Genomic DNA, 21483 nt, shown 5'->3' with positions numbered 1-21483 from the left:
CCTTGAACAACAGCAGTCGGAGGAAAACCCTGGCCACGCAGCGCAACTAATTCACCACATTCCACAATATTCCATAGAGGAGACTAACCATGAATACAATAGTGCCTGTACATATATTATCAGGATTTTTGGGAAGCGGTAAGACGACATTTTTAACACAGGCTTTAGATTATTATAGACTTAGCGGGAAAAAGCCGGCTGTGCTGATGAATGAGCTGGGTGATGTGAATTTGGACGGCATGCTCGTGGATGATGAGGTACCGATGACGGAAATGCTGAGCGGGTGCATTTGTTGCACGATCCGCGGCGACTTGGGCATGGAGCTACGTGAGCTGATACTGGAGCACAAGCCTGATGTGATTTTCGTGGAATGCACAGGGGCGGCCAATCCAATTGAAATCCTTGATGGGGTGACGGATGCCTCGTTGCTTACAGAGATGGAGCTGAAGTCGCTTATTACGATTGTAGACGCTGCACAGCTGCTGGAGCGGCATAAGAAGGGACAAGGCAAAACGTACCGCTTAATGCAGGATCAAATTCGCTGCGCTTCCGAGCTGATTTTAAATAAAACGGATCTGGTCAGTGCAGCCGACCTGCTTATGCTGGAGCATACGATTCGTGAATGGAACCAGGTAGCTCCAATGACAGCAACGGTTAAGTGCCAAATCGACTTGACGATGCTGGATCGCTTGGATGAAGCTACAGGCGCTTTAGCAGAGCAGCCGGCTATGGAGCATGCCCATGCACATGACCATAAGCATGACGACCATGATCATGAAGGTGCTGCCTGCACCCACCCTTCCCACAATGAGCACGCTCACGCGGAAGAAGACCAGCACCACCACTCCCATGATCACGTCATGGTATACACGCATTATTTTGCCAACCCTGTGAATAGTGAACAGTTTGAAGAGCTGGTCAGCAAGCTTCCGGCTGAGATCTACCGGGCAAAGGGCATTTTGCAGTTTACGGATACGTCGAGCTTGTTTTTATTTCAATTTGCCTATCGAGAAATGGATTTTGTGAAAATTACGCCTAAAGAGCAGGTTCCCAATGTGGCTGTATTTATTGGCGAGCATTTTTCCAAATCGAAGCTGGCAGCAGATTTAATAGCCTTGGAGCAAGCAGTATCCGTGGAAAGCTAGAAGAGTGGCGCTTTACTATGGCCTGCTTGCATACCAATCATTTATCGCTGGAGGCAATTACCGCCTCTAGCGAACAGTGTTGGAGGTATTCCTACTCCTCCCAAAATAAATCATTCAAAGTCTTGGACAACACCTTGCAGATGGAAACGCATAAGGATAGGCTCGGGTTATACTTGCCCAGTTCTATAAGCCCTATAGTTTGTCTAGACACCCCGACCAGTTGCGCGAGTGCCTCTTGGGACAAATCCTTTTCAACACGGGCCAGCTTTAATTTAATGTTTTTCATGTGACTTCACCTCTTTTTATCGCGTACCTACTCATCTAACTCCTCTCGATTCCTACGTTTGCTCACCTTATTAGCCCATGCATGAGGAAGCGTCATAATTGTAACGAGAAAAGGAATATAAATGATCAAAGCCACAACAAACACAATCATGAAATAATACAACGCCTGTGGGCCTCCTTCTGCATAAAGAAGAGCGCTTCTTACCCCGAAATAAATAGCTAAACCTATACCCAAGCCTAAGCCCATAACGACATTTTTAATACTCATCGGATATTTGCTTGTTCGATCATGCACCTCAACTATATCTGAATATACGCCAAGTCGTACCGAGCGGTAGGTGTAATAAAGAGCAGATACGATTAAAATTAGGAGCTCGGTGGCTATAACTTCTATTTGCGTTCCATATTTAATGGTTTTAAAGATAGCTGAAGCTATACAAAGGATCGCCACAAGACTATATATTTCTTTGTATATCGAATTACGGGTATTTATGATCCTTTCGTCAGTATGCTTGTTCTCAAAATTGAACCATTTCATTACAGTCATCTCCTTTGTTTTCGTTACTAAGCTACTGTTAGTATACACTGAAAATTGCAATATGTACAATATATATTGCATTATGAGCGTATTTCATTACTTTATAAGCTAAAGTAACCAGTGCTTCTTAAGCGCTGTTATTGATATTACGAAATAATTTCCAAAACTTATTGACACAATTCTTCTGCGATGCTAATATACTTTTATAAAACATAGTAAACAGATCGGAATTATCAAACGACTACCGGACAGCCGGAGACGCCAGCTAAAATCTTTTTATACTAGACCGTATCTGATCCATCCAAAGCTTGCGAAGCTTAGTGGGCACTATTTTAAAAGGTTTATTTATAAGATAAGTTTATATTAGGGGAGAAGATCACTTATGAACATTCGATTGGGAAAATTAACTTTACTGAGCGCACTTACTTTATCACTATTCGGGCTTACAGCTTGCGGGGGAGCTGCCACACCAACACCGGCTGCCGCACCTGCCGCGACAACAGATACCAAATCCGCTGCTACACCAGCACCGGCTCCAGCAGCTACACCCAAACCACCCGTAGAAATTCTGAACGTATCCTATGATCCCACCCGTGAATTATATGCAGAATATAATAAAGCATTCTCCACCTACTGGGAAAAGAAAACTGGACAAAAAGTAACCGTTAAAGCCTCTCACGGTGGATCTGGCAAGCAAGGGCGCTCTGTCATTGATGGCTTGGAAGCCGATGTTGTCACCTTGGCACTTGCCTATGATATCGATGCGGTGCAAGAGGCAGGCTTGATCCAAAAGGATTGGCAAAAAAAGCTGCAGCAAAATAGTACACCTTACACATCGACAATCGTGTTCCTAGTCAAAAAAGGCAATCCCAAAGCGATCAAAGACTGGGATGATTTGATCAAGCCAGGCGTGCAAGTCATTACACCGAATCCGAAAACATCAGGTGGCGCACGCTGGAACTACTTGGCAGCTTGGGCATTCGCCTCGCAGAAATTTAACAAAGATGAAACGAAAACTCAAGAATTTGTCCAACAGCTGTTCAAAAACGTACCGGTGTTGGATTCAGGAGCGCGTGATTCCACAAATACATTCGTTCAACGCGGTATTGGTGATGTATTGCTGGCATGGGAGAACGAGGCTTATCTATCGATCAATGAGTTTGGTAAAGATAAATTTGAAATTATTTATCCTTCGATGAGTATTTTGGCAGAGCCTCCTGTAGCTGTTGTTGACAAGGTTGTAGATAAAAAAGGAACACGCGAGGTTTCCCAAGCTTACCTGGAATACCTGTATACCGAAGAAGGGCAAAATATTGCTGCCAAAAACTACTATCGTCCACGTTTGGAAGCAGTAGCTAAGAAATTTGAAGCCCAATTCCCGAAATTAAACCTGATCACGATTGATGATCCGTTATTCGGTGGTTGGACAGTAGCACAAAAGAAACATTTCAGCGATAAAGCGATTTTCGACCAAATTTACAAACCATAATTTGAGGCAGCTTACGATGTAAGTATTGCTGAAGCAAAGCTAAGAAGATGCTTACGATGTGAGTTTTGCTAAAAGCAAAACTCTTGAGTCAGAGGAGAGGAATCCATGGCAAGCAAATGGAAACAACGAAGTGTATTGCCCGGATTCGGGTTATCAATGGGATTTACCGTGCTTTACCTTAGCTTGATTGTCTTATTTCCTTTATCCGCTATTTTCATTAAAACATCCGGTTTGACCTTGCTGCAATTCTGGGAAACGATCAGTGATCCCAGGGTTGTAGCGTCTTACAAAATCAGCTTTGGAGCCTCTTTCGGTGCCGCCATTATTAATGTGATATTCGGATTTATTGTAGCATGGGTATTGGTCAGATATTCATTTCCTGGTAAACGTTTTGTTGATGCGTTGGTAGACCTTCCTTTTGCTTTGCCTACAGCAGTAGCTGGAATAGCTTTAACCACAATTTACTCGCAAAATGGCTGGATAGGTCGCATTATTGAGCCGATGGGCTTCAAGGTAGCTTATACCCCCATAGGAATCATGATCGCACTGACGTTTATCGGTATTCCTTTTGTCGTCAGGACGTTGCAGCCGGTAATTGAAGAATTACAAAAGGAAACCGAGGAAGCTTCAGTTAGCCTAGGAGCCAGCCGCTGGCGAACCTTTAGGAAAGTCATCTTTCCTGAGCTTTTGCCTGCAGCATTGACAGGCTTTACCTTAGCCTTTGCCCGGGCGGTCGGCGAATATGGTTCTGTAGTTTTCATCTCAGGCAATATGCCGATGAAGACAGAAATTGCCCCTTTGCTGATCATGACCAAGCTTGAGCAATACGATTACACAGGTGCCACAGCTATAGCATTAGTGATGCTGGTCGTTTCCTTTTTGCTGCTGCTGGTTATTAACTTCCTGCAATGGCGGGCTAATCGTTTTAATGTAACCTAAGGAGGAAACACCATGGCCGGGTATGTGGCAACCGCTAAGACAGGTTTGGGGTTTCGGGATAGACCGAAGCATGTCACCGAACCGGCGGTCGTAAAATGGATATTAATCAGTATTGCTTTATTATTTCTCGGATTTCTGCTTGTGCTGCCACTCGTTTCGGTATTCGTTGAAGCTTTTCGCAAAGGTGCCGATGTGTATGTAAAAGCTTTGGTGGATCCAGATGCGGCCTCTGCGATCAAATTAACGCTGCTAACCGCAGCCGTTGCCGTGCCTTTAAATTTGGTATTTGGCGTATCCGCAGCTTGGGCGATTACCAAGTTTAATTTTAGAGGAAAAAACCTGCTTATCACATTAATTGATCTGCCTTTTGCGGTATCACCCGTTATTTCAGGGCTTGTGTTTGTACTATTATTTGGTGCCAAAGGCTGGTTTGGACCTTGGCTGTCTGACCATGACATTAAAATCCTTTTTGCCTTACCGGGTATTGTACTAGCGACTGTGTTTGTAACCTTTCCCTTTATTGCCCGTGAGCTGCTGCCGATTATGCAGGCACAAGGCGTGCAGGAGGAGGAAGCAGCCGTAACGCTTGGTGCCAAAGGCTGGCGGATCTTCTGGAAGGTGACACTTCCCAATATTAAATGGGGCTTGCTCTACGGAATTATTTTATGTAATGCGCGGGCAATGGGCGAATTTGGCGCCGTTTCGGTTGTATCCGGACATATCCGGGGGTCAACGAATACGATGCCGCTACACATCCAGATCCTCTATAACGAATACAATTCGGCAGGAGCATTTGCTATGGCTTCTTTATTGCTTTTATTAGCGGTAGTGACCCTAGCGGTCAAAAGTATTATTGAATGGAAATATGACGGACAGCGGCATAAGGAAGGGGAGTAGGAGAGCATGCATATTGTAGCCAAACACTTGATGAAAAGCTTTGGCAGCTTTCAGGCTACCAGGGATGTCAGTTTTGAAATCGAAAAAGGGAAGCTTATTGGCTTGCTGGGTCCGAGCGGCGGAGGTAAAACAACCGTTCTCCGTATGCTTGCAGGGCTGGAGGATCCGGATTCGGGAGAGATTCTGTTTCACGGACAAAAAGTCAACGATATTCCCCCACAAAAGCGTGGGATCGGGCTCGTCTTTCAAAACTATGCGTTGTTCCGCCATATGAGCGTATATGATAATATTGCTTTTGGTTTGACGGTACAAAAGCGCACGAAGCAACAAATTAAAGAACGCGTCACTGAGTTGGTTGAGCTGACGGGACTTAATGGCTTGGAGAAGCGGCTGCCGCATCAGCTATCCGGCGGGCAGCGCCAGCGGGTAGCCTTCGCCAGAGCGATTGCTCCAGAGCCGCAGCTGCTGCTTCTTGATGAGCCGTTTGCCGCTATTGATGCCAAGGTTCGCAAAGAGCTAAGAACCTGGCTGAAAAGCATGATCAACCGTTTGGGCATTACGACCATCTTTGTTACACATGACCAGGAGGAAGCCGTTGAGGTTGCCGACCAGATCATGATCATTAACCAAGGCAGGCTGGAGCAAAAAGGCTCACCGATCGAAATTTATCAGCATCCCCAAACTCCATTTGTCGCAAGCTTCATTGGGGAATCCAACCAGGTTAACGATATCCACCAATTTAAAGGCTTTGAGAAGGTCGAAGTCCAGGATGCGCAAGCTACGATACGACCCGAATTTGTCGAGATCGGCTTTGCCCATGAGATTTCATTTCCATCTGCTGCGGAGCGTGGTACCGTCAAAAACATTTATTTCCGTGGTACGAACTGGCAAGTAGAGGTAGAGGTCAACGGACAATCCTTATTCGCTTACCGCTCCTTGGAGCTTGGTGCTTTGACGCCCTCTGATTCTGTCCACGTGTTGATCCATCGGGTTTATTTATTCCATGACCAAGAGCATCTTACAGTTGAAAACACACTCAAAACCGATCCGATGCCGGTTCATATTTAATATAAATTTGTCAGGCTCACACAAAAATGAAGGAGGGCATTCCATGGAGCATCATAAAACTATTCGTAGCAACGAGGTAGAGCTAGCCGCGACTTTGCATTATCCACCAACTACAGCTGACAAAAATCCGATTGTTATTATTGCCCATGGATTTATCGGCAATCGAATTGGAATTGACCGCTTGTTTATTAAGGCGGCGCGTGAGTTAAGCCAAGCGGGTTATATGGTACTGCGCTTTGATTATGCTGGCTGCGGCGAAAGCACAGGCCAATACGGAGCCAGCAGCGTGGATTCGATGATCGACCAAACGCGCCATGTGGTTGATTATGCGCTGCAAATCGGCTGCGTGGATCCGACACGTGTCATCCTGCTTGGGCATAGCTTAGGTGGTGCCATTGCGGTGTTAACGGCCGCAAGGGATAAAAGAATCAAATCACTCGTTCTTTGGTCGGCGGTAGCCCATCCGTTCAGTGATATTATTAAAATAACCGGTAAAAAGCTGTATGAGGACGCCGTGCAGTTTGGGACCGCAGACTATTTGGGTTATACCTTTGAGCCGCAATTTTTCGATTCCTTAACTAAGCATCAACCCCTTGAGCAGACGCGGAAATTTACTGGCGATGTATTAGTGGTGCATGGAACCAATGATGAGCTAATCCCTGTTGACTACTGCTTTTTATATCAAAAGCTGTTCTGGATGCGATCCCAGGGGCAGTGCGATAAAGAAGTGATTTTTCAGGCAGACCATACGTATTCCTCCAGCACAGCCTATGCCAAGCTCATATCCACGACCAAGGATTGGTTAAGTACGATTGAAAAGCAAAAAAGTGAATGGCATGATTGGACGATTTAATATAAAAGCAGCCAGAAGCTTAGAGGCGGACATGGATAGAAGCTTAAAAGCAGGCATAAGTCAGGAGATAGGAGGGGAATTTATGTCTAAACCTTTGGAAGTAGACGAATTGTGGGTACAACGTATTATTGGTTCAGTGAACGGGCTTGAATATGGTACCGTGCAAATTGTTATTCACGATGGCAGAATTGTACAGATCGAAAGAACCGAACGCAAACGCTTTGAAGGGGATGCGGGTTCACGTGAACGCGAGCAATCAGTCGTGGGTCGGCATCAGCAGGCGAAGAAACAACTGTAGCGAAACAACTAGTACTCAGAGTCTTCGCGTTGCAGAGTGCTTTACATATTATTCGAAAAGAGGAAAAAGGTTATGGCGCATATAGCGATCGTATCAGGAAGTCCGTCAGCTACCTCACGCTTGGATGGAATTCTTAATTTTGTAAGCCAAGCTATTCTGGATAAGGGCTTGGAAGTGAAATGGATTCATGTGCGAAATTTGCCGCCGGAGGATTTATTTTATACACGCTTTGACAGCCCTTCGATAACAGAAGCGAACCGGATTATTGCCGAGGCCGATGGCGTGGTGGTGGCTTCACCAATTTATAAAGCTTCCTACACAGGCGTGTTCAAAAGCTTTTTGGATTTGGTTCCGCAAAAGGGGCTTGATGGCAAGGTGGTTCTTCCTTTGGCGATTGGCGGAACGATTGCCCATCTGCTGGCGATCGACCATGCATTTAAGCCTGTACTGTCGGCGCTAGGGGCCCATCATATTTTATCAGGGGCATTCATCTTGGACAGCCAAGTGCTAAAAGGTGAAGGTGGAAGCTTCAGCTTAGCTCCGGAAATTGAGGAGCGGCTTGGCGGTGTGGTGCAATCCTTTATTTCTGAAACGATATGGCGTAAGCAAAGAGCAGATACAGTAACGACCGTTAATGAGCTTCCGGTCTCATAATGCTCGTCTTGACGCTGCCAACGATTGCGATGCAAAGGAACGGTCTTGCCCACCTGGAATCGGGAGGCTTCGAACTGCGGGAGGTTAGTTCTCGCAGGGCGAGGTCTTATTACATTTAAGGAGTTGACAGGTATGATGATCTCTACTAATCTGATCACAGAAGTGAACGAAGCTGAGGCTTTGCATTTGCCGGATATCCAGTTTGTGAATTATTGCTTTCAGGAGTATGGCTTAAACCGCGGTATCTATAATACAATAGATCAGTGGCTTTTCTCCTTTGGATACAAAGAGATTATCGGCCGCCGACAAATTACGGTCAATTTTTTGAAAGACATCCACAACAAGCATGGCAAAGACCGCAGCAACGTTCTGCGCTTCGGTAAAGGTGGATTAACCAAACAACTGCATGATTTTATTCATTTGCCCAAGTCCGTATTTTTATACAGCTAACTGTTAATAAGGAGGATTCGCATGCCCGATTCCAAACAAACTTATCAATCTTTATATGAACAACAAATTTTTATTGGCGGAGAAAAGGACGTAGCACAATTTATAGATAAAGAAGCGGTAGACATTATCATTGACCTTCGTGCTGAGGTAGAGCATGGTAATGAAGAACAGCCTGATGGAATTACGCGGGTTCACATTCCTTTAGTAGATCGCTTAGCTGGACAGGAAGCACTATTGAAAAAAGCGATCGATGGAGTAGTGGAAGGAGTGGGCCAAGGGAAGAAGGTAGCGATCCATTGTGCAGCAGGGCGAAGCCGAACGGGTAGTGTGGCTGTTGGTGTCCTTCTTGCATTAGGGCTAAGCGACAGTGTGAAAGACGCAGAGTCCAAGGTAAGGGGAATTAGACCTGAGGTTGAGGTGCACAGTGAGTTAAGAAAATCTCTTGCTTCACTTTATGAGAACTAGAGGACCAGGCAATATTATTAATATTTCAACTATGAATTAAGATAAATCATATAACCATGCTTAAAACACAAATAGCGGACATCCGTAAAGGGATGGCCGTTATTTGTGTTTAAGCATCAGGTTTGGATTTTGAAAAAGAGCTATTGATAAATTTGCAGCTTCACATATACTGTACATATACGACATATACAGTTGGTAGGGAGTGATATCATGGATTTTTTTGTATCCCACACATCCGGAGAACCTATTTATGTGCAAATTAAGGAGCAGATCAAGAACCGGATTTTGTCAGGTCAACTACAGCAAGAGACGCTTTTGCCATCGATCCGCAACTTGGCCAAGCAATTGCAAATTAGCGTAATTACCACCAAACGTGCTTATGATGAATTAGAGCAGGAAGGACTTGTTGCTTCGGTTTTGGGTAAAGGAACCTTTGTGTCAGGCGCTAATAAAGAAGCCATCCGTGAAATTAAATATCGGCAGCTCGAAGAGCAAATTAAGGGAATTGTTGCAGAAAGTCGTACCCTAGGATTGAAGCAGCAAGAGGTATGGCAATTGTTCCAAATATTTTACGGAGAGGAAGAATAATCAAACAACGTATAGCTTGCCAGTGCCTCCTTGCTGATGTATTACAAAGTTCATTTTATAAAGACTTTAAAAATAATTGATTTTCGTCGTATTAAACATGATGAGCAAATTATTGGTATCCGGGATAATAGGCGTCTTTTTAGCTAGCTGCTCTGAGGGAGTGCAAAAGGGCGTACAGATCGAGCCTACTCAGCAAAACCAATTACGGAAGCTAAAAGAGCAACGAGCCCAGCCAGTTTCCGGTCTTTTCAAAACCTCATCGGAATTCTTACAAGAGCAAGATAGGCAAAAAATATGACTTTTTCGTGTACAACGAGCAAAATAAAGAGGTATACCGATGGTCCAATAACAAAGCTTTTACCGCGGCCTTGAGCAAGCTGGATTTGAAAAAAGATGAAAAGCTTTCATATACGGAAGTTTGGAATCTCCAAGATGATCAAGGCAAGCCAGTCCCGTCAGGTAATTATACAATCTCCTTACAAATTTTAGTCAATTCCGAATCACAAACCATCCATAAAGACGATTTAACCAATCAGCTAAAAATCCAAATTAATCAATAGAGGGAATATATGAATATGATCCTACTGCAAACAGCCAGATTGTTTCTACGACCGTATACCCACGAGGATATTCATGCTTTGTATCCTATTTTTTCAGACGCGGTAACCATGCAATATTATCCGGCGGCTTTCAGCCTTCAACAAACACAAACGTGGATTCAAAGAAATATCGAAAGATACAACAAGGATGGCTTTGGACTGTGGGCAGTCTGTTTGCAGGAGACGAAGCAATGTATTGGCGATTGTGGTCTCATTAAGCAGCAAATCCAAGGAAAAACCGAAATCGAAGTTGGCTACCATATCAGCAAAGCCTTTTGGTCAAACGGTTATGCAACGGAAGCGGCATTAGCTTGCAGGGATTTCGGTTTTGAGCAGATGGGTGTGAGCAAATTAGTCAGTATCATAGATCCCCGAAATACCGCCTCTATTCGTGTGGCAGAAAAGATTGGCTTCACAAAAGAACAAGAGGCGATTATCTTTAATAAAAACCACTGTATCTATGCAGGCTTTAAAGCTAATGAGTAGGCAGAGTTAGGCGATAATGACGGGTGAAGAGTAACTAATGGCGTGTCAGATAAGGGAGGCGGACTGTTGAGCCCTTAAAGTTGGTATTGTCATCCTTAAAAGGTTTGGCGGACAGAGAAGCCGTTATTCACCTTTTTAGGCAGGAATAATAACGAGATTTCCCTATGATAGAGGCATCTCTGTCCGCGAATAAGCTGATATAAAGCGATTTAGGCAAACAACGGCCTGTATGTTTATGCAAGCAAAAAGGATGTTTCCATATTTTAAAGCAACATATTAAAGAATGGTGAGAAAGAAAGCAATCCCAAGCCGCCACTCCAAGCGCGGCGCCCCGAGCAAGCGAATCAACACCCGCTCCGTCCGCAGGCACTTCGCGAATCCCGCAGGGACAGCGTCTCCTTAAGAAGCAAGCCTGTCCACCTAAGCCTAAGCGTGTCCCGAAGGGATGGTAGCGTCCCGAGCACGCGCAGAAACACTCCAAGCCTACCACCCAACCCAAGCATGTCCCGTAGGGACGAAAGCGCCCCGAGAACACCACAGCCTCGCCCCAGCGGGGGGAGTCCAGAGAGAGGGCACAGCCCTCCCAAGCCCTTCCTACAGGGAGGGTTTGGGAGGGTGAGCAACAACGTAATCATACCCCGTCCAAGCCAGCGCCTTGGCACCCAGCAGCATACCTTCAAAGGCACGCTTGGCCATCGCTTGGTCGCGGAATTCCTTAGTATGCAGCAGCTCACCGCCATCAACCACCTTGACGTAGGGATGGATCGCCTTGCAACGGCGGGATACATTGCCCAAATCAACCGATCCATGGTCTTTGCCAATGCGGATGTCGGCTTGTTCAATGCCGAGCGCCATTAAATTGGCGGTAAAGAGCTCGGATAATCCCTCGTCCGTAATCATTTCATCATAGGAATACTCATAATTGCTGATCGCCAAGCGGCATCCGGTTTGCAAGGCTGCCCCTTCTGCGCAATTTTTAATCTTTTGAACCAGTTGATCGGTGTAAGGGCGATTGGAGGAACGGATATAAAATTGCGCGACCGCTTTATCGGGAATGATATTAGGTGCTTTGCCGCCATCGCTAATAATGCCATGGACACGTGCATGGCTCTCGAACTGCTGCCTAAGCGCATTAATCGATTGGAACAGCAACAAAACAGCATCTAACGCATTGATGCCCTCGTGAGGGCTCGCAGCTGCATGGGCGGATTTGCCCGTAAATTCAAATTGCAAAGCATCCATGGCCAGCGATTGACCCGATTTCTCATAGGAATGAAAAGGATGGGCCATTAAGGCAATATCAACATCATCGAATAAGCCAGCTGCCGCCATGGGAACCTTGGCACCCTTGGTTTCCTCGGCCGGTGTACCATATACGCGGATGGTTCCACCAATCTCGTCGATGACGGATTTAAGCCCAATGGCGGCGGCCAAGCCCATAGTTGCAATCAAATGATGGCCGCATGCATGCCCTAGCTCGGGCAAAGCATCATATTCACAAATAAAGGCGACAGTAGAGCCTGGCTTGCTGGACGAGTAGGATGCAATAAAAGCCGTTGGCAAATTCAAAACGGGGCTCTCGATGTGGAAGCCAGATGCGGTAAGCTCTTCCATAAGCCTTGCTGAGGCCAGCCATTCCTCATGGCCAAGCTCCGGATTTTCACCTATAAAATGGGCAACCTCAATTAACGCTTCGGCGTGTTCATCGATCGTATCGGAGATGGTTTGTTTCATTGGTAACCCGCCCTTCATTCCAGCTTTTCGTCTATTATACAAAAGGAGTTTAGTGAACACAAAAAAGACCCGTATAGCTCGTGGGAACAAGAGCTGCGCAGGTCTTAGTTTTATCAAATCAAATCTATTGAATAATGATTTAATCTTATTGAATATTTTTGCGATTAGGTTCGGTAATCAGGCGGTCTTCCAAAGAGCGTTTGATTTTGTGCATGCCATCAATTTCAAATTGGTGATTTTCGCGAAAACGAACACCCGTTAATGCAAGCGCCTCGTTCAAAGTAAGCTCAACGGAAATGGTTTGTTCTTGGGCATTTTGTTGGTTCATAGTCATAAGTCATCTCTCCCTTAAAAGCTATTTGAAATACACAATATTGCTGCAAAAACATATAGGTTCATAGCGACGAGTAGAGTGCTGAATTTGTAAGAAAAGCTTGGTATTGCTTGATTTCAATATAACATACCATGTAATGTTTTGCAAGTGATTCTTGAAATAAAGTGAATGTTTTTCGAAATTATTTTTAAGATAAATATGCCTGTTTTTTGCACGGGCAAGAGGAACAGACGAATCTTCAAACCAAAAATGGATACGTTTACATATAGCCGGTATCATTTTCCTTATCATGGGTTTGTTCGTTTCAGTAGACGCGCTCATTTCGAACATGGTACTATTCTTAGAAGATAGTGCTTCCCAAATAAAAAGTAAAAACAAAATTTTGGAATAAAAGGAGTTACCGCAGATGCTTCGAACTGTTGCTGCTGTTGCCAAGACAGGGGCTTTGCTTGGTACTATAATCGCTATAGGCTTTACATCTTTGACAACCGTTTCGGCTGTATCCGTATCCTCAACCCAAATTCAGTTAACTGCCGGAAATTACGACGCTTTCGTGAATACCCAAAAGGTCAAATTGGACGAGCCACCCACGCTGATAGATGGTCAATTCTATTTACCCGCCAAATGGGTTTCAGACACATTAAATATTCAGCTTTATTGGGATTCATTAACGGAGACTGCGCATCTGCTCACCTCTAAAGCCTACATTCAATTTGATCCTTCCCATGACCGGATTCAAGTTAACGGCAATTCGGTTCCTTTTCATACGGTTGCAGAAATACGCAATGGACGGCTGCTAGTGAAGCTGTCTTGGTTGGCTACTTATACGAATATGACTTACGTGTACCATGCAAATTCGCAAAGCGTGGAGATTAATGATCTCGGCGAGCCGTTAACTCCATATAAGGAGTCGACGCTCCGTAATGATGATGCCCAACAAAATTCAAGACCAGTTGCCAAATTTGCTTTTGGAAAAGCCAGCTACCGACTTGGAGAGCCTATCCATATAACAGATTTAAGCTATGATCCCGATTCTGAAGGCCTTCCTGGCTACGACTGGGCTGGCAAAAAAGATGCCTATTTTAAAGCGGGCATCTATAATGTCACGCTTACGGTTAAGGATGGGAAGGGAAATGTAAGTGAGCCTTTTTCCAAAACTGTGACCGTTCTGGATGTTCCATATAGGACGGAGCAGGAATATGCTTTTTATTACAAACCGATTGGCAGCCTATTGCCCAAAGAGATGATTTCAGCGATTCCTAAGCAAACGACGATGGACAGAACGGTGCCAGTCCTCGTAAAGCATTCCGAAGATAGGAAGCTGTTAAGAGGTACTAGCTCCAAAGCCATCCTCGAAAAAGGCTTCCTGTATCAAGAAAAAATAAAAGGGCATGCCCGGTTGTATCCAAGTTATGTGAATGGGATGGCCAATGATGCCCAGCTTGTTATTATGATTCGCAATCTTAGTGATACTTATGCAGTGAACGTAGGGACAACCGCTGTATCTGAATCACAAGCTTCTGTATATACGCCCTTGCTTGGGCATAAACTGGCCGAGAATTTTTTGGCTACCCCCGCAGCATCAATAGGCGAGCCGCTTGTGGTGAACCCGGGTTCAGCCGTCTTATACAAGGTTAGCCCGACGCTTAGCTCGGGACAAGGCTTCCAAGCGATCTATGACCTGGAAACAGACGGGCTAGTCGATGTTTCTTATGCGATGGTTTCGCCAGGAGAGCAGCCTTATGAATTGGGCGGATATCGCCAGATTCAATTAAGTGACACGTTTCGGGGTACGTATCCCGTTTCTGAGGTGACATGGGACATCGACTCACGTGGTCTAAACGCTCCTGTTGCACTAGGAATCGGCGATCTATCGGTGGAGCCTTTATTAAAAGGGTTTGTTAAAGGAAAAGACATGGAGCTACAAGAGGTTGTGAATGAGAGCCATGCAGGGGTCCGTTACCGGTTTACGCTTAATGTGAGCGGCAAAACAGCGATTGCTTTTTATCCACGAGGCGGATTTTTTGAAGGAGCCATTCGTGTAAATGGCAGCCTGATCACAATGCCAGCGGGTGGGATCACCTCCAATGAGGCGATCCTGATTCATCGGACAACGAGCACTGAGCAAAAGGTTGAGTTCGAATTGCTGGCTGCAGGCAATAACCAATTGCCGCTGGATATGATGTTAATTCCACTCGTAGATAAGCAATAATCGTAATCGGAGCGATAGTATTTCATTATAAAGGAGTTCTCGCAGTGAAATCATTAATAAATTCATTTGTATATAAATTGGGCTTTACGGGTTTGGCTTTGTTCACGATGTCGCTTGGCAGTCTACTGCCCGGCTTTGCTGCTGAAGTAGCCCCTGCTACATCTACGGCTGTAACACCTCCAGTCTCGACAGTTCCAGCCACCGCGGCGGCTGAAGCTGCAATCTTAACGCCAGCACCAACAGCACCAACAACAGCAACTCTAGGAGCTGCAACAACAGCGCCTGCAGCAGACGCTAGCGTTTCAGAAGCACCCGCCCCATCCCTTACATCGTTAGCACCCGAAAGCATTTCCTTGCTTATGTATGTGGGAAGTAACGAGGCATTTCTGAGCGGGGCAAAGGTGCAGATGGAAGCGCCAGTGATCAGGCTAAAAGATCGCACCTACCTTCCAGCAGCAAGCCTCCAGTCTTACTTGGGTATACCTGTGCAATGGGAAGACTCTACAGGGAGTGTCCAGATCACTACGCCATCCGCTTTTATCCAACTGCAGCTATCAGGCAAACAATTGCGAGTCAATGGGCAGCTTGAAGACTTTGAGAAGGCAGCCTTCCTCTTGAATAATCGTTTATATGTTGAGTTAAATTGGATTAACCGTTTTATCGGCTTTAAAGCTACGTTCAACGAAGATCTGAAGCGGCTGGAGCTGTTGTACATCAAACACTCTGAATCCGGCAGCTTTTTCAATGACACGATGCCTAATACGAAGCCGATCGCTACATTCTCGGTGAATAAACAATCCTATCGTTTGGGAGAACCCATCGTTTATACGGATCTGAGCTTTGACCCGGATGGCGATATCATTAAAAGCGTCGAATGGACAGGCAAGGCCGATGCCATTTTTCAGCCAGGGCTATTCAAGGTTTCTTTATCGGTTACCGATAGCAAAGGTACTGCCAGTGAGCCTTTTTCGTATAATGTCGAAATCGTGGATGAGCCATACCTCGATGAATTCGTTTATAAGGTGTATCACGAGCCGGTCGGCACCTATGTGAAGGAAGAGGAGCCAACACTCCGCGCTTATTTACGCGGCATTCCACAGCTGCCCAATATTGCTAAGCTGGATGAGGAGCGGCCGTTGATTGTTAGCGACAGCCCGGAAACCTTTACGGAAAAAGGCTTTCTATATCAGGAAAAAGTGAATGGAAAAGCAAGGCTGTATGCAGACCATGTAAATGGTATGAAGGAAAAGGTACAGTTCGCCATTATCGTTCGTAACCCAAATCCCGATAAGACGGTAACGATTAAGACGACCCGCCACGGCGAGGTATATCCGTCCATTTATGCCAATCTGATCGGTAATGAAGCTTCCATTGAGTTTCTGCAAAGCGATAGTACACCAGAATCAATTACAGTAGGACCCTATCAAACGGTTTATTATAAAAAAATGCCTGAATTTTACCCAGACCAAGGGATGAATGTCATGTACGATGTAGAGACCGATGGCGAGGTATATTTTTCATTTGTCGCGATGGATGCAGGAGCAGGTATTGAATCTGTTGGGATGTACAAGCAATTGCCCTTCTCAGGTAATGTTAGGGGAACCTTCAGTGGTTCGGATGTATCATGGGAGGTGGATGCTTCAGCACTTACTAAGCCATCCTCGCTTGCAATTGGCGACGGGACTTCAGATATGTTCGTTACAGGCTCGGACTTTTACGAAAAAGAGAAATCATTAAACTTGGGCAACTATGGGGTTGTGTACAAAATCCATATTCCCAATCCACCGAAAATGTCACTGTTATTGCTGCCGCGCGGCGGGGTATTCCGTGGTCCCTTCGAAATTAATGGAGCGATCATTCAAGCACCGCCATCAGGCATCATGATGGATTACCAAGGCTATACCATACTAGCAAGAACAGATGGCACGGAGCCATCATTGGATATTGAATTTACGCCTGCAGCCGGCTCCGCATTTCCGGTAGATATTATTTTTTATCCGTTAGAGGATAAATAAAGAGAGTAAATAAGCTTAATGCATGCTCGAACAAAAAAAGGAAGGAGAGCCTCCTAGACTAAACACTAGGCTGTTCTCCTTTTTAATAGTATCACGGATTTCGGATCGGGCTGTTTACCTTCGTACTTTCGTTAAGCTTGAATATTTCGGGAACCGTAACCAGCTGGATATGGGAAGCTATAAGCTTTTCTATAATGATCGGCAGTGCCTGTACAGTGCCGGTTAAATCCTCGCCTTCACCACCAGCGCCATGCTGCAAAATTACAGCTCCCGGCACAACATGGCCAAGGACATTGGCGGTAACCTGCTCAGCGGTCAGTCCTTTCCAGTCCAAGGAATCCACATTCCAGTTAATGATATGATAGTTCTGGCTGGCGAGCCAAAGGATCTGTGGCTCCGTAACGTTGCCATAGGGAGGGCGAAACAGCTTATGGGTATAGCCGGTTATCCCGGCAAGAATCTGTTCCGTGCGCAAAACCTCATCGCGGAATTTGTCATCATCGGTTTTGGCTAAGTTCGGGTGGCTATAGCTATGGTTGCCAATGGCATGGCCCTCTTTCATAATACGCGTGACGACCTCGGGATGTGCCTCGGCTCGATTCCCCACGACGAAGAAGGTCGCTTTTACCCCATATTGTTTAAGTACATCCAATATTTGATTCGTATAAACCGTATCAGGGACATCATCGAAGGTTAGTGCGGCTTGGCGCACATCCGACGGTCCATTGAACAAAAAGGTGCTTCGATATTTTTGGTGCAGATCAGCCAATGTGAGTGGCACGTTTTCCCGCTCTTGATTTTCCTTGCCCTCCTGTAATTTGGGTGTTGGTTTTGGTGAAGTAGCAGGGGTGCTGGGCAATGCCTTGGGTGGCCCACCTTCACTTAAAGATTCATAGGAGGTCGAATTACCATCAAGAGTTGTAGGCTGCTGCTGACTTTGTGGGCTTGGCCCTGCCTGCTGTGGTGGCTTGTATCCGCAAGCACCTGTTGTCCATAATAAGATGGAGGCTGCGACGAGCATATAACCCTTTTTGAATGTGGCATGGTTCATAGCCAGTTCATCCTTCCTTTAGAGCGGTTGCCTTTACTGTGTGTTGTTAGGCGATTTTTATGTGTGCAGGAGCTGATTTGGTGGTGTTTTATAAATAAGGTTTTTTTGTAGGGCCAAGATGTTATATAATAAAGATTAGTGATGGGTTATGAGGAAATGTTGGGTTATAAGGAAAGGGAGAAGGAATCGGATGATTATTGTACGTAATTTATCTAAATCATTTCCACCGGATCATGAAATATTATCCAGGCTTAGCTTTCAGGCTGATGAGGGAGAGCTCATTGCCTTAATCGGAGGCAGCGGCAGTGGGAAAACTACCTTGTTTCGCTGTCTATCTTTAAAACTTACATGGGATGAAGGGCAGTATATATACAAAGGTAATGATATCTCGGGAGTGCGTGGCCTGGAGCAATTTAAGCTACGCAAGGATTGGGCATTTTTGGAGGAAAAACCGAATTTGAATCCGCGTAAATCCGCTTTGAAAAACGTGCTGAGTGGTTTGTTTTTTCACAAGGCTTGGTGGCGCATACTTTCGGGTACCACCTCTGGCGATGATCATATGACAGCGATGGATTATTTGGATAAGGTCGGTCTGTTGGATAAAGCGCATGACCCTGTTGAACGGTTGAGTGGTGGCGAAAAGCAGCGTGTTGCAATTGCTAAGGCTCTAATTCGAGGCGCCAAGGTTATTTATGCGGATGAACCGATCTCGGGGCTGGATCCTGAGGCAGCCTTAAGGGTTATGGAGGATTTAAAAGAGATTTGTGTCAAAGACAAAGTTACGATTTTTTGCAGCCTTCACCAGGTGGAGATGGCAGAGAAATTCGGATCACGTATCTGGGGCCTTGCTGAAGGCAGGCTAGTGGTGGACATTGCTGGCAGAAGATTAACACAACACGAAAAAAACCTGGTTTTTGGTTAAGCGCTCCCAAATTAACTAATCCCAAATAAAAACCTCACAACCACATTGAACTTTCATCCAAAAGAAGAGCTTTCAAAAGCTCATTTAATGGAACCTAGCTCATTTTGTGGTTGTTGAGGCTTTTTTTGCTATTTCTAATAGGAGGCTTGCACGCAGGCGCGTGCAGAAGCTCAAGATACGTGCAGAAGCTCAAAATGCAGCTATAGGCGCGCTTCGGCAATACGCTGGGCAATCATCCCGCCATGAAGCCTGCCAGTCTCGATAAATACCTCGTTGGCATCGCTGCCTGAGGCGGCAACACCAGCAATGAATAATCCCGGAACGGCGGTTTCCATTGTTGCTGGGTTATGTACGGGAGCTGTTGAGATTGGATCCATCGCTACACCTGCTGACAAAAGTAAGCCGCGATCCGGGCGGAATCCGGTTAAGGCCAATACAAAATCGTTATCGAGTATGTGTTCGGCTTCTGCGGAACGTACGGTTATGGTACGGTCGTCGATTTGGACGATTTGCGAACGGAACAGCATCGTGATCCTGCCTTTATTGACCATACTTTCAAATATTGGGCGAACCCATGGCTTGATGCTTGGCGAGTACCCTTCACCCCGATAAACAATGGTTACATGGGCTCCAGCACGCAGTAAATCCATAGCGGCATCAATGGCTGAATTGCTACCACCGATGATCGCTACCTTGGTTCCACTGTAGGGATGAGCCTCCCGATAATAATGGGAGACTTTGGACGATTGCTCACCTGGAATTCCCAATAAGTTCGGATAATCAAAATAACCAGTTGCTACAATGACATAACGGGCTTCGATCACAGAAGTGGCTCCAAAACGGTTGGAAAGCATAAGCTCAAAAGATCCTTTTTCTTGTCTGGTTATGGTTTCTACACCGTGATACGATTGAATACGCACGCTGCTGCGTAATGCAGCATTACGATAATAATGCAGCGCTTCTAAGCGCGATGGTTTCTCATTGGGGGTAGTAAAAGGAATGCCACCTATTTCAAGTAAATCTGGGGTGCTAAAAAATTGCATATAAGTCGGATATAAATAGATGGAGTGAGCAATTGAATGCTTTTCAATGATTAAAGGGTCAAACCCTAATTTTTGCAGCTCTAAGGCTGCTGAAAGTCCACAGGGTCCTGCCCCTATAATGACAACTTCCTCCAAAGCAAGCACCTCATTTCGTCAGTAATCGATTGGGAATAGAGTGAAGCTACAAGCTTCAAATTCCATAGTAACCGATTCGAGAATAGGATGCTACAGTCAAGTCAAGGAAGTGTTGGCAGTTAAGCCTCAGGCTTGTGAGTTTAGTTGGTGCTGGACTGTTTTTTGCGGCATACATAGACGAAGGCTGGAGGTACGTTCAGCATAACGAACTGAATGGCTTCGATATCGAAATGCTGGCTAAGCTGCTTTTTCATTTGCAGCGTATATTGAAAAGCGATAAAAAGACCATTGGGCTTCAACGATTTGACGATTTCCTCCATCAGGTCATCACGAAACGATTGTGGAAAATTCGCAAAAGGAAGACCGCTAATAATACAGTCAACATGCTCCAAGCCTTGCTTGCGGACGACAGCATGAATATTTTTGGCATCTGAATGGGTAGTAAATCCTGGATGCTGCTGCTCTAATTGGTCACGGAGATGCGAATCCCGCTCAAATAACATGACCTTGGTATCATTTTTCAGTGAGCGGTGGATCGCTTGGGTGATAACACCGGTTCCTGCTCCAAGCTCGGCGACGCTATGAATCTCATCCCACTGTGCAGCGGCTACCATCTTATTTGCCAAATAGCGGGAGCTAGGTGTAACGCTTCCAATTGCTTTGGGCGTTCGTATAAATTTATACAAGAACAACATCTTTTGAAGTGTCGTTGTCTCATTTGCGTTCATTGTTGATATCCCCTTTTCGGCTCTATACAGTTAATTGTAAGCATACCTAGTTTGTTAATGCTTGCCAATAGACCAGAGTACCATATCCTACTAGACTAAAGTCTGGCTTTTCCTGCTGTCCTTCATTACCTAGTGCTTTTATTAGTGTCTATCATACTACGAAAACGGCTTTTCGCCTAATTGATTTTTTAGAAAATTGAACAAAAGTGTTTTAAAATATGAAGTTTATCTCGATTTGTCACTATCGTAAGAATAAAAATTGCCGGGAGTTGGCATTATAATCTAGGGATTAAATTTGTTCAAGGAGGAAATTGTGATGATGCAACCTATGACTGCCAAGGAATTAGAGTATGTAGCGGATTCGATGTCTAATGAAAGCTTAATTATTAAACAATGCACGGTACTTGCCGCATCCACCCAGCAGGCTGCTACTTATTCCTTATGTATGGAAATGTTAAACGTACATAACCAGCATTACCATAAGCTTATGCAGACCCTTCACGAGCATATCGCTATGGCTCCAACCCAACCAACGCAATAATGAATTGAAAAATT

Annotated in this window: 24 protein-coding genes; 17 read left to right on the top strand and 7 right to left on the bottom strand. The window is 45.2% G+C overall.

Features of this window, described 5'->3' with window-relative positions; all coding sequences use genetic code 11:
• Positions 1 to 89: 89 nt before the first annotated feature.
• The gene (locus G9U52_RS12395) at positions 90 to 1145 is read left to right on the top strand and encodes a CobW family GTP-binding protein (RefSeq protein ID WP_166149902.1); all 1056 of its coding nucleotides are present in this window, start codon (positions 90 to 92) and stop codon (positions 1143 to 1145) included.
• A 91-nt stretch (positions 1146 to 1236) separates the two neighbouring features.
• On the opposite strand, the gene G9U52_RS12390 is transcribed toward G9U52_RS12395, so the two are convergent.
• Entirely contained in the window at positions 1237 to 1431 is a 195-nt protein-coding gene (locus tag G9U52_RS12390) for a helix-turn-helix transcriptional regulator (RefSeq protein ID WP_166149900.1), read from the bottom strand.
• A 27-nt stretch (positions 1432 to 1458) separates the two neighbouring features.
• Entirely contained in the window at positions 1459 to 1968 is a 510-nt protein-coding gene (locus G9U52_RS12385) for a DUF6773 family protein (RefSeq protein ID WP_166149898.1), read from the bottom strand.
• 382 nt (positions 1969 to 2350) lie between these two features.
• On the opposite strand from G9U52_RS12385, the gene G9U52_RS12380 reads away from it, so the two are divergent.
• The 12 genes from G9U52_RS12380 (at position 2351) to G9U52_RS12325 (ending at position 10754) form a co-directional block, all read left to right on the top strand.
• The gene (locus tag G9U52_RS12380; protein WP_166149896.1) at positions 2351 to 3457 is read left to right on the top strand and encodes a sulfate ABC transporter substrate-binding protein; all 1107 of its coding nucleotides are present in this window, start codon (positions 2351 to 2353) and stop codon (positions 3455 to 3457) included.
• A gap of 105 nt (positions 3458 to 3562) precedes the next feature.
• Positions 3563 to 4396, top strand: coding sequence for a sulfate ABC transporter permease subunit CysT (cysT, locus tag G9U52_RS12375; protein WP_166149894.1), 834 nt, complete (start codon positions 3563 to 3565; stop codon positions 4394 to 4396).
• A gap of 12 nt (positions 4397 to 4408) precedes the next feature.
• Positions 4409 to 5293: a sulfate ABC transporter permease subunit CysW gene (cysW, locus tag G9U52_RS12370; RefSeq protein ID WP_166149892.1), complete on the top strand. Its 885-nt coding sequence runs from the start codon at positions 4409 to 4411 to the stop codon at positions 5291 to 5293.
• Positions 5294 to 5299: 6 nt separating this feature from the next.
• Positions 5300 to 6361, top strand: a complete 1062-nt coding sequence (locus G9U52_RS12365; protein ID WP_166149890.1) for a sulfate/molybdate ABC transporter ATP-binding protein — start codon at positions 5300 to 5302, stop codon at positions 6359 to 6361.
• Between the two features lie 43 nt (positions 6362 to 6404).
• Positions 6405 to 7214, top strand: a complete 810-nt coding sequence (locus tag G9U52_RS12360; protein WP_166149888.1) for an alpha/beta hydrolase — start codon at positions 6405 to 6407, stop codon at positions 7212 to 7214.
• Between the two features lie 82 nt (positions 7215 to 7296).
• Complete coding sequence (locus G9U52_RS12355; protein ID WP_166149886.1) at positions 7297 to 7512, top strand: YezD family protein; 216 nt, start codon at positions 7297 to 7299, stop codon at positions 7510 to 7512.
• 72 nt (positions 7513 to 7584) lie between these two features.
• The gene (gene ssuE, locus G9U52_RS12350; protein WP_166149884.1) at positions 7585 to 8166 is read left to right on the top strand and encodes an NADPH-dependent FMN reductase; all 582 of its coding nucleotides are present in this window, start codon (positions 7585 to 7587) and stop codon (positions 8164 to 8166) included.
• Positions 8167 to 8298: 132 nt separating this feature from the next.
• Positions 8299 to 8616 (top strand): RNA-binding protein, encoded by a 318-nt coding sequence (locus tag G9U52_RS12345; RefSeq protein ID WP_166149882.1) that lies wholly within the window; start codon positions 8299 to 8301, stop codon positions 8614 to 8616.
• Positions 8617 to 8637: 21 nt separating this feature from the next.
• Positions 8638 to 9081, top strand: coding sequence for a protein-tyrosine phosphatase family protein (locus tag G9U52_RS12340; RefSeq protein WP_166149880.1), 444 nt, complete (start codon positions 8638 to 8640; stop codon positions 9079 to 9081).
• A 210-nt stretch (positions 9082 to 9291) separates the two neighbouring features.
• Positions 9292 to 9669 (top strand): GntR family transcriptional regulator, encoded by a 378-nt coding sequence (locus G9U52_RS12335; RefSeq protein WP_166149878.1) that lies wholly within the window; start codon positions 9292 to 9294, stop codon positions 9667 to 9669.
• A gap of 281 nt (positions 9670 to 9950) precedes the next feature.
• A complete protein-coding gene (locus G9U52_RS12330) occupies positions 9951 to 10229 on the top strand; it encodes a BsuPI-related putative proteinase inhibitor (RefSeq protein WP_311764868.1) in 279 nt (92 codons plus the stop codon).
• Positions 10230 to 10244: 15 nt separating this feature from the next.
• On the top strand, positions 10245 to 10754 hold the full coding sequence (locus G9U52_RS12325; RefSeq protein WP_166150708.1) for a GNAT family N-acetyltransferase: 510 nt from the start codon (positions 10245 to 10247) through the stop codon (positions 10752 to 10754).
• Between the two features lie 594 nt (positions 10755 to 11348).
• Here the strand turns inward: G9U52_RS12325 and G9U52_RS12320 are convergent.
• Positions 11349 to 12488, bottom strand: coding sequence for a M20 family metallopeptidase (locus tag G9U52_RS12320; RefSeq protein ID WP_166149874.1), 1140 nt, complete (start codon positions 12486 to 12488; stop codon positions 11349 to 11351).
• A gap of 145 nt (positions 12489 to 12633) precedes the next feature.
• Positions 12634 to 12822, bottom strand: coding sequence for a hypothetical protein (locus tag G9U52_RS12315; RefSeq protein WP_166149872.1), 189 nt, complete (start codon positions 12820 to 12822; stop codon positions 12634 to 12636).
• A 406-nt stretch (positions 12823 to 13228) separates the two neighbouring features.
• Here G9U52_RS12315 and G9U52_RS12310 point away from each other — a divergent pair, with 406 nt between their 5' ends.
• Together G9U52_RS12310 and G9U52_RS12305 are read left to right on the top strand one after the other, a co-directional pair.
• On the top strand, positions 13229 to 15034 hold the full coding sequence (locus G9U52_RS12310; protein WP_166149870.1) for a copper amine oxidase N-terminal domain-containing protein: 1806 nt from the start codon (positions 13229 to 13231) through the stop codon (positions 15032 to 15034).
• A 44-nt stretch (positions 15035 to 15078) separates the two neighbouring features.
• Positions 15079 to 17049: a copper amine oxidase N-terminal domain-containing protein gene (locus G9U52_RS12305; protein ID WP_166149868.1), complete on the top strand. Its 1971-nt coding sequence runs from the start codon at positions 15079 to 15081 to the stop codon at positions 17047 to 17049.
• A 91-nt stretch (positions 17050 to 17140) separates the two neighbouring features.
• Here G9U52_RS12305 and G9U52_RS12300 read toward each other — a convergent pair whose 3' ends face one another.
• Positions 17141 to 18100: a polysaccharide deacetylase family protein gene (locus tag G9U52_RS12300; protein ID WP_243767300.1), complete on the bottom strand. Its 960-nt coding sequence runs from the start codon at positions 18098 to 18100 to the stop codon at positions 17141 to 17143.
• A gap of 190 nt (positions 18101 to 18290) precedes the next feature.
• On the opposite strand from G9U52_RS12300, the gene G9U52_RS12295 reads away from it, so the two are divergent.
• Complete coding sequence (locus tag G9U52_RS12295; RefSeq protein ID WP_166149866.1) at positions 18291 to 19022, top strand: phosphonate ABC transporter ATP-binding protein; 732 nt, start codon at positions 18291 to 18293, stop codon at positions 19020 to 19022.
• A 200-nt stretch (positions 19023 to 19222) separates the two neighbouring features.
• On the opposite strand, the gene G9U52_RS12290 is transcribed toward G9U52_RS12295, so the two are convergent.
• Positions 19223 to 20200, bottom strand: a complete 978-nt coding sequence (locus tag G9U52_RS12290; protein ID WP_166149864.1) for a YpdA family putative bacillithiol disulfide reductase — start codon at positions 20198 to 20200, stop codon at positions 19223 to 19225.
• Positions 20201 to 20340: 140 nt separating this feature from the next.
• Complete coding sequence (locus G9U52_RS12285) at positions 20341 to 20928, bottom strand: class I SAM-dependent methyltransferase (RefSeq protein WP_166149862.1); 588 nt, start codon at positions 20926 to 20928, stop codon at positions 20341 to 20343.
• Positions 20929 to 21244: 316 nt separating this feature from the next.
• Between G9U52_RS12285 and G9U52_RS12280 the strand changes: the two genes are divergently transcribed.
• The gene (locus tag G9U52_RS12280) at positions 21245 to 21469 is read left to right on the top strand and encodes a hypothetical protein (RefSeq protein ID WP_166149860.1); all 225 of its coding nucleotides are present in this window, start codon (positions 21245 to 21247) and stop codon (positions 21467 to 21469) included.
• Positions 21470 to 21483: the final 14 nt, after the last annotated feature.

It is taken from the genome of Paenibacillus agricola (genome assembly GCF_011440305.1).
Lineage (GTDB): Bacteria > Bacillota > Bacilli > Paenibacillales > NBRC-103111 > Paenibacillus_S > Paenibacillus_S agricola.
Note: the sequence above shows the minus strand (reverse complement) of the source record. Positions and strands in the feature narration are given on the sequence as shown.

Bases quoted from the DNA above. Each gene is read 5' to 3' on its own strand.
- G9U52_RS12390 (WP_166149900.1), bottom strand. From the start codon at position 1,431: ATGAAAAACATTAAATTAAAGCTGGCCCGTGTTGAAAAGGATTTGTCC.
- cysT (WP_166149894.1), top strand. From the start codon at position 3,563: ATGGCAAGCAAATGGAAACAACGAAGTGTATTGCCCGGATTCGGGTTA.
- G9U52_RS12340 (WP_166149880.1), top strand. From the start codon at position 8,638: ATGCCCGATTCCAAACAAACTTATCAATCTTTATATGAACAACAAATT.
- G9U52_RS12335 (WP_166149878.1), top strand. From the start codon at position 9,292: ATGGATTTTTTTGTATCCCACACATCCGGAGAACCTATTTATGTGCAA.
- G9U52_RS12320 (WP_166149874.1), bottom strand. From the start codon at position 12,488: ATGAAACAAACCATCTCCGATACGATCGATGAACACGCCGAAGCGTTA.
- G9U52_RS12300 (WP_243767300.1), bottom strand. From the start codon at position 18,100: ATGAACCATGCCACATTCAAAAAGGGTTATATGCTCGTCGCAGCCTCC.
- G9U52_RS12315 (WP_166149872.1), bottom strand. From the start codon at position 12,822: ATGACTATGAACCAACAAAATGCCCAAGAACAAACCATTTCCGTTGAG.
- cysW (WP_166149892.1), top strand. From the start codon at position 4,409: ATGGCCGGGTATGTGGCAACCGCTAAGACAGGTTTGGGGTTTCGGGAT.
- G9U52_RS12365 (WP_166149890.1), top strand. From the start codon at position 5,300: ATGCATATTGTAGCCAAACACTTGATGAAAAGCTTTGGCAGCTTTCAG.
- G9U52_RS12360 (WP_166149888.1), top strand. From the start codon at position 6,405: ATGGAGCATCATAAAACTATTCGTAGCAACGAGGTAGAGCTAGCCGCG.
- G9U52_RS12325 (WP_166150708.1), top strand. From the start codon at position 10,245: ATGATCCTACTGCAAACAGCCAGATTGTTTCTACGACCGTATACCCAC.
- G9U52_RS12285 (WP_166149862.1), bottom strand. From the start codon at position 20,928: ATGAACGCAAATGAGACAACGACACTTCAAAAGATGTTGTTCTTGTAT.
- G9U52_RS12355 (WP_166149886.1), top strand. From the start codon at position 7,297: ATGTCTAAACCTTTGGAAGTAGACGAATTGTGGGTACAACGTATTATT.
- G9U52_RS12380 (WP_166149896.1), top strand. From the start codon at position 2,351: ATGAACATTCGATTGGGAAAATTAACTTTACTGAGCGCACTTACTTTA.
- G9U52_RS12385 (WP_166149898.1), bottom strand. From the start codon at position 1,968: ATGAAATGGTTCAATTTTGAGAACAAGCATACTGACGAAAGGATCATA.
- G9U52_RS12295 (WP_166149866.1), top strand. From the start codon at position 18,291: ATGATTATTGTACGTAATTTATCTAAATCATTTCCACCGGATCATGAA.
- G9U52_RS12310 (WP_166149870.1), top strand. From the start codon at position 13,229: ATGCTTCGAACTGTTGCTGCTGTTGCCAAGACAGGGGCTTTGCTTGGT.
- G9U52_RS12345 (WP_166149882.1), top strand. From the start codon at position 8,299: ATGATGATCTCTACTAATCTGATCACAGAAGTGAACGAAGCTGAGGCT.
- ssuE (WP_166149884.1), top strand. From the start codon at position 7,585: ATGGCGCATATAGCGATCGTATCAGGAAGTCCGTCAGCTACCTCACGC.
- G9U52_RS12395 (WP_166149902.1), top strand. From the start codon at position 90: ATGAATACAATAGTGCCTGTACATATATTATCAGGATTTTTGGGAAGC.
- G9U52_RS12280 (WP_166149860.1), top strand. From the start codon at position 21,245: ATGATGCAACCTATGACTGCCAAGGAATTAGAGTATGTAGCGGATTCG.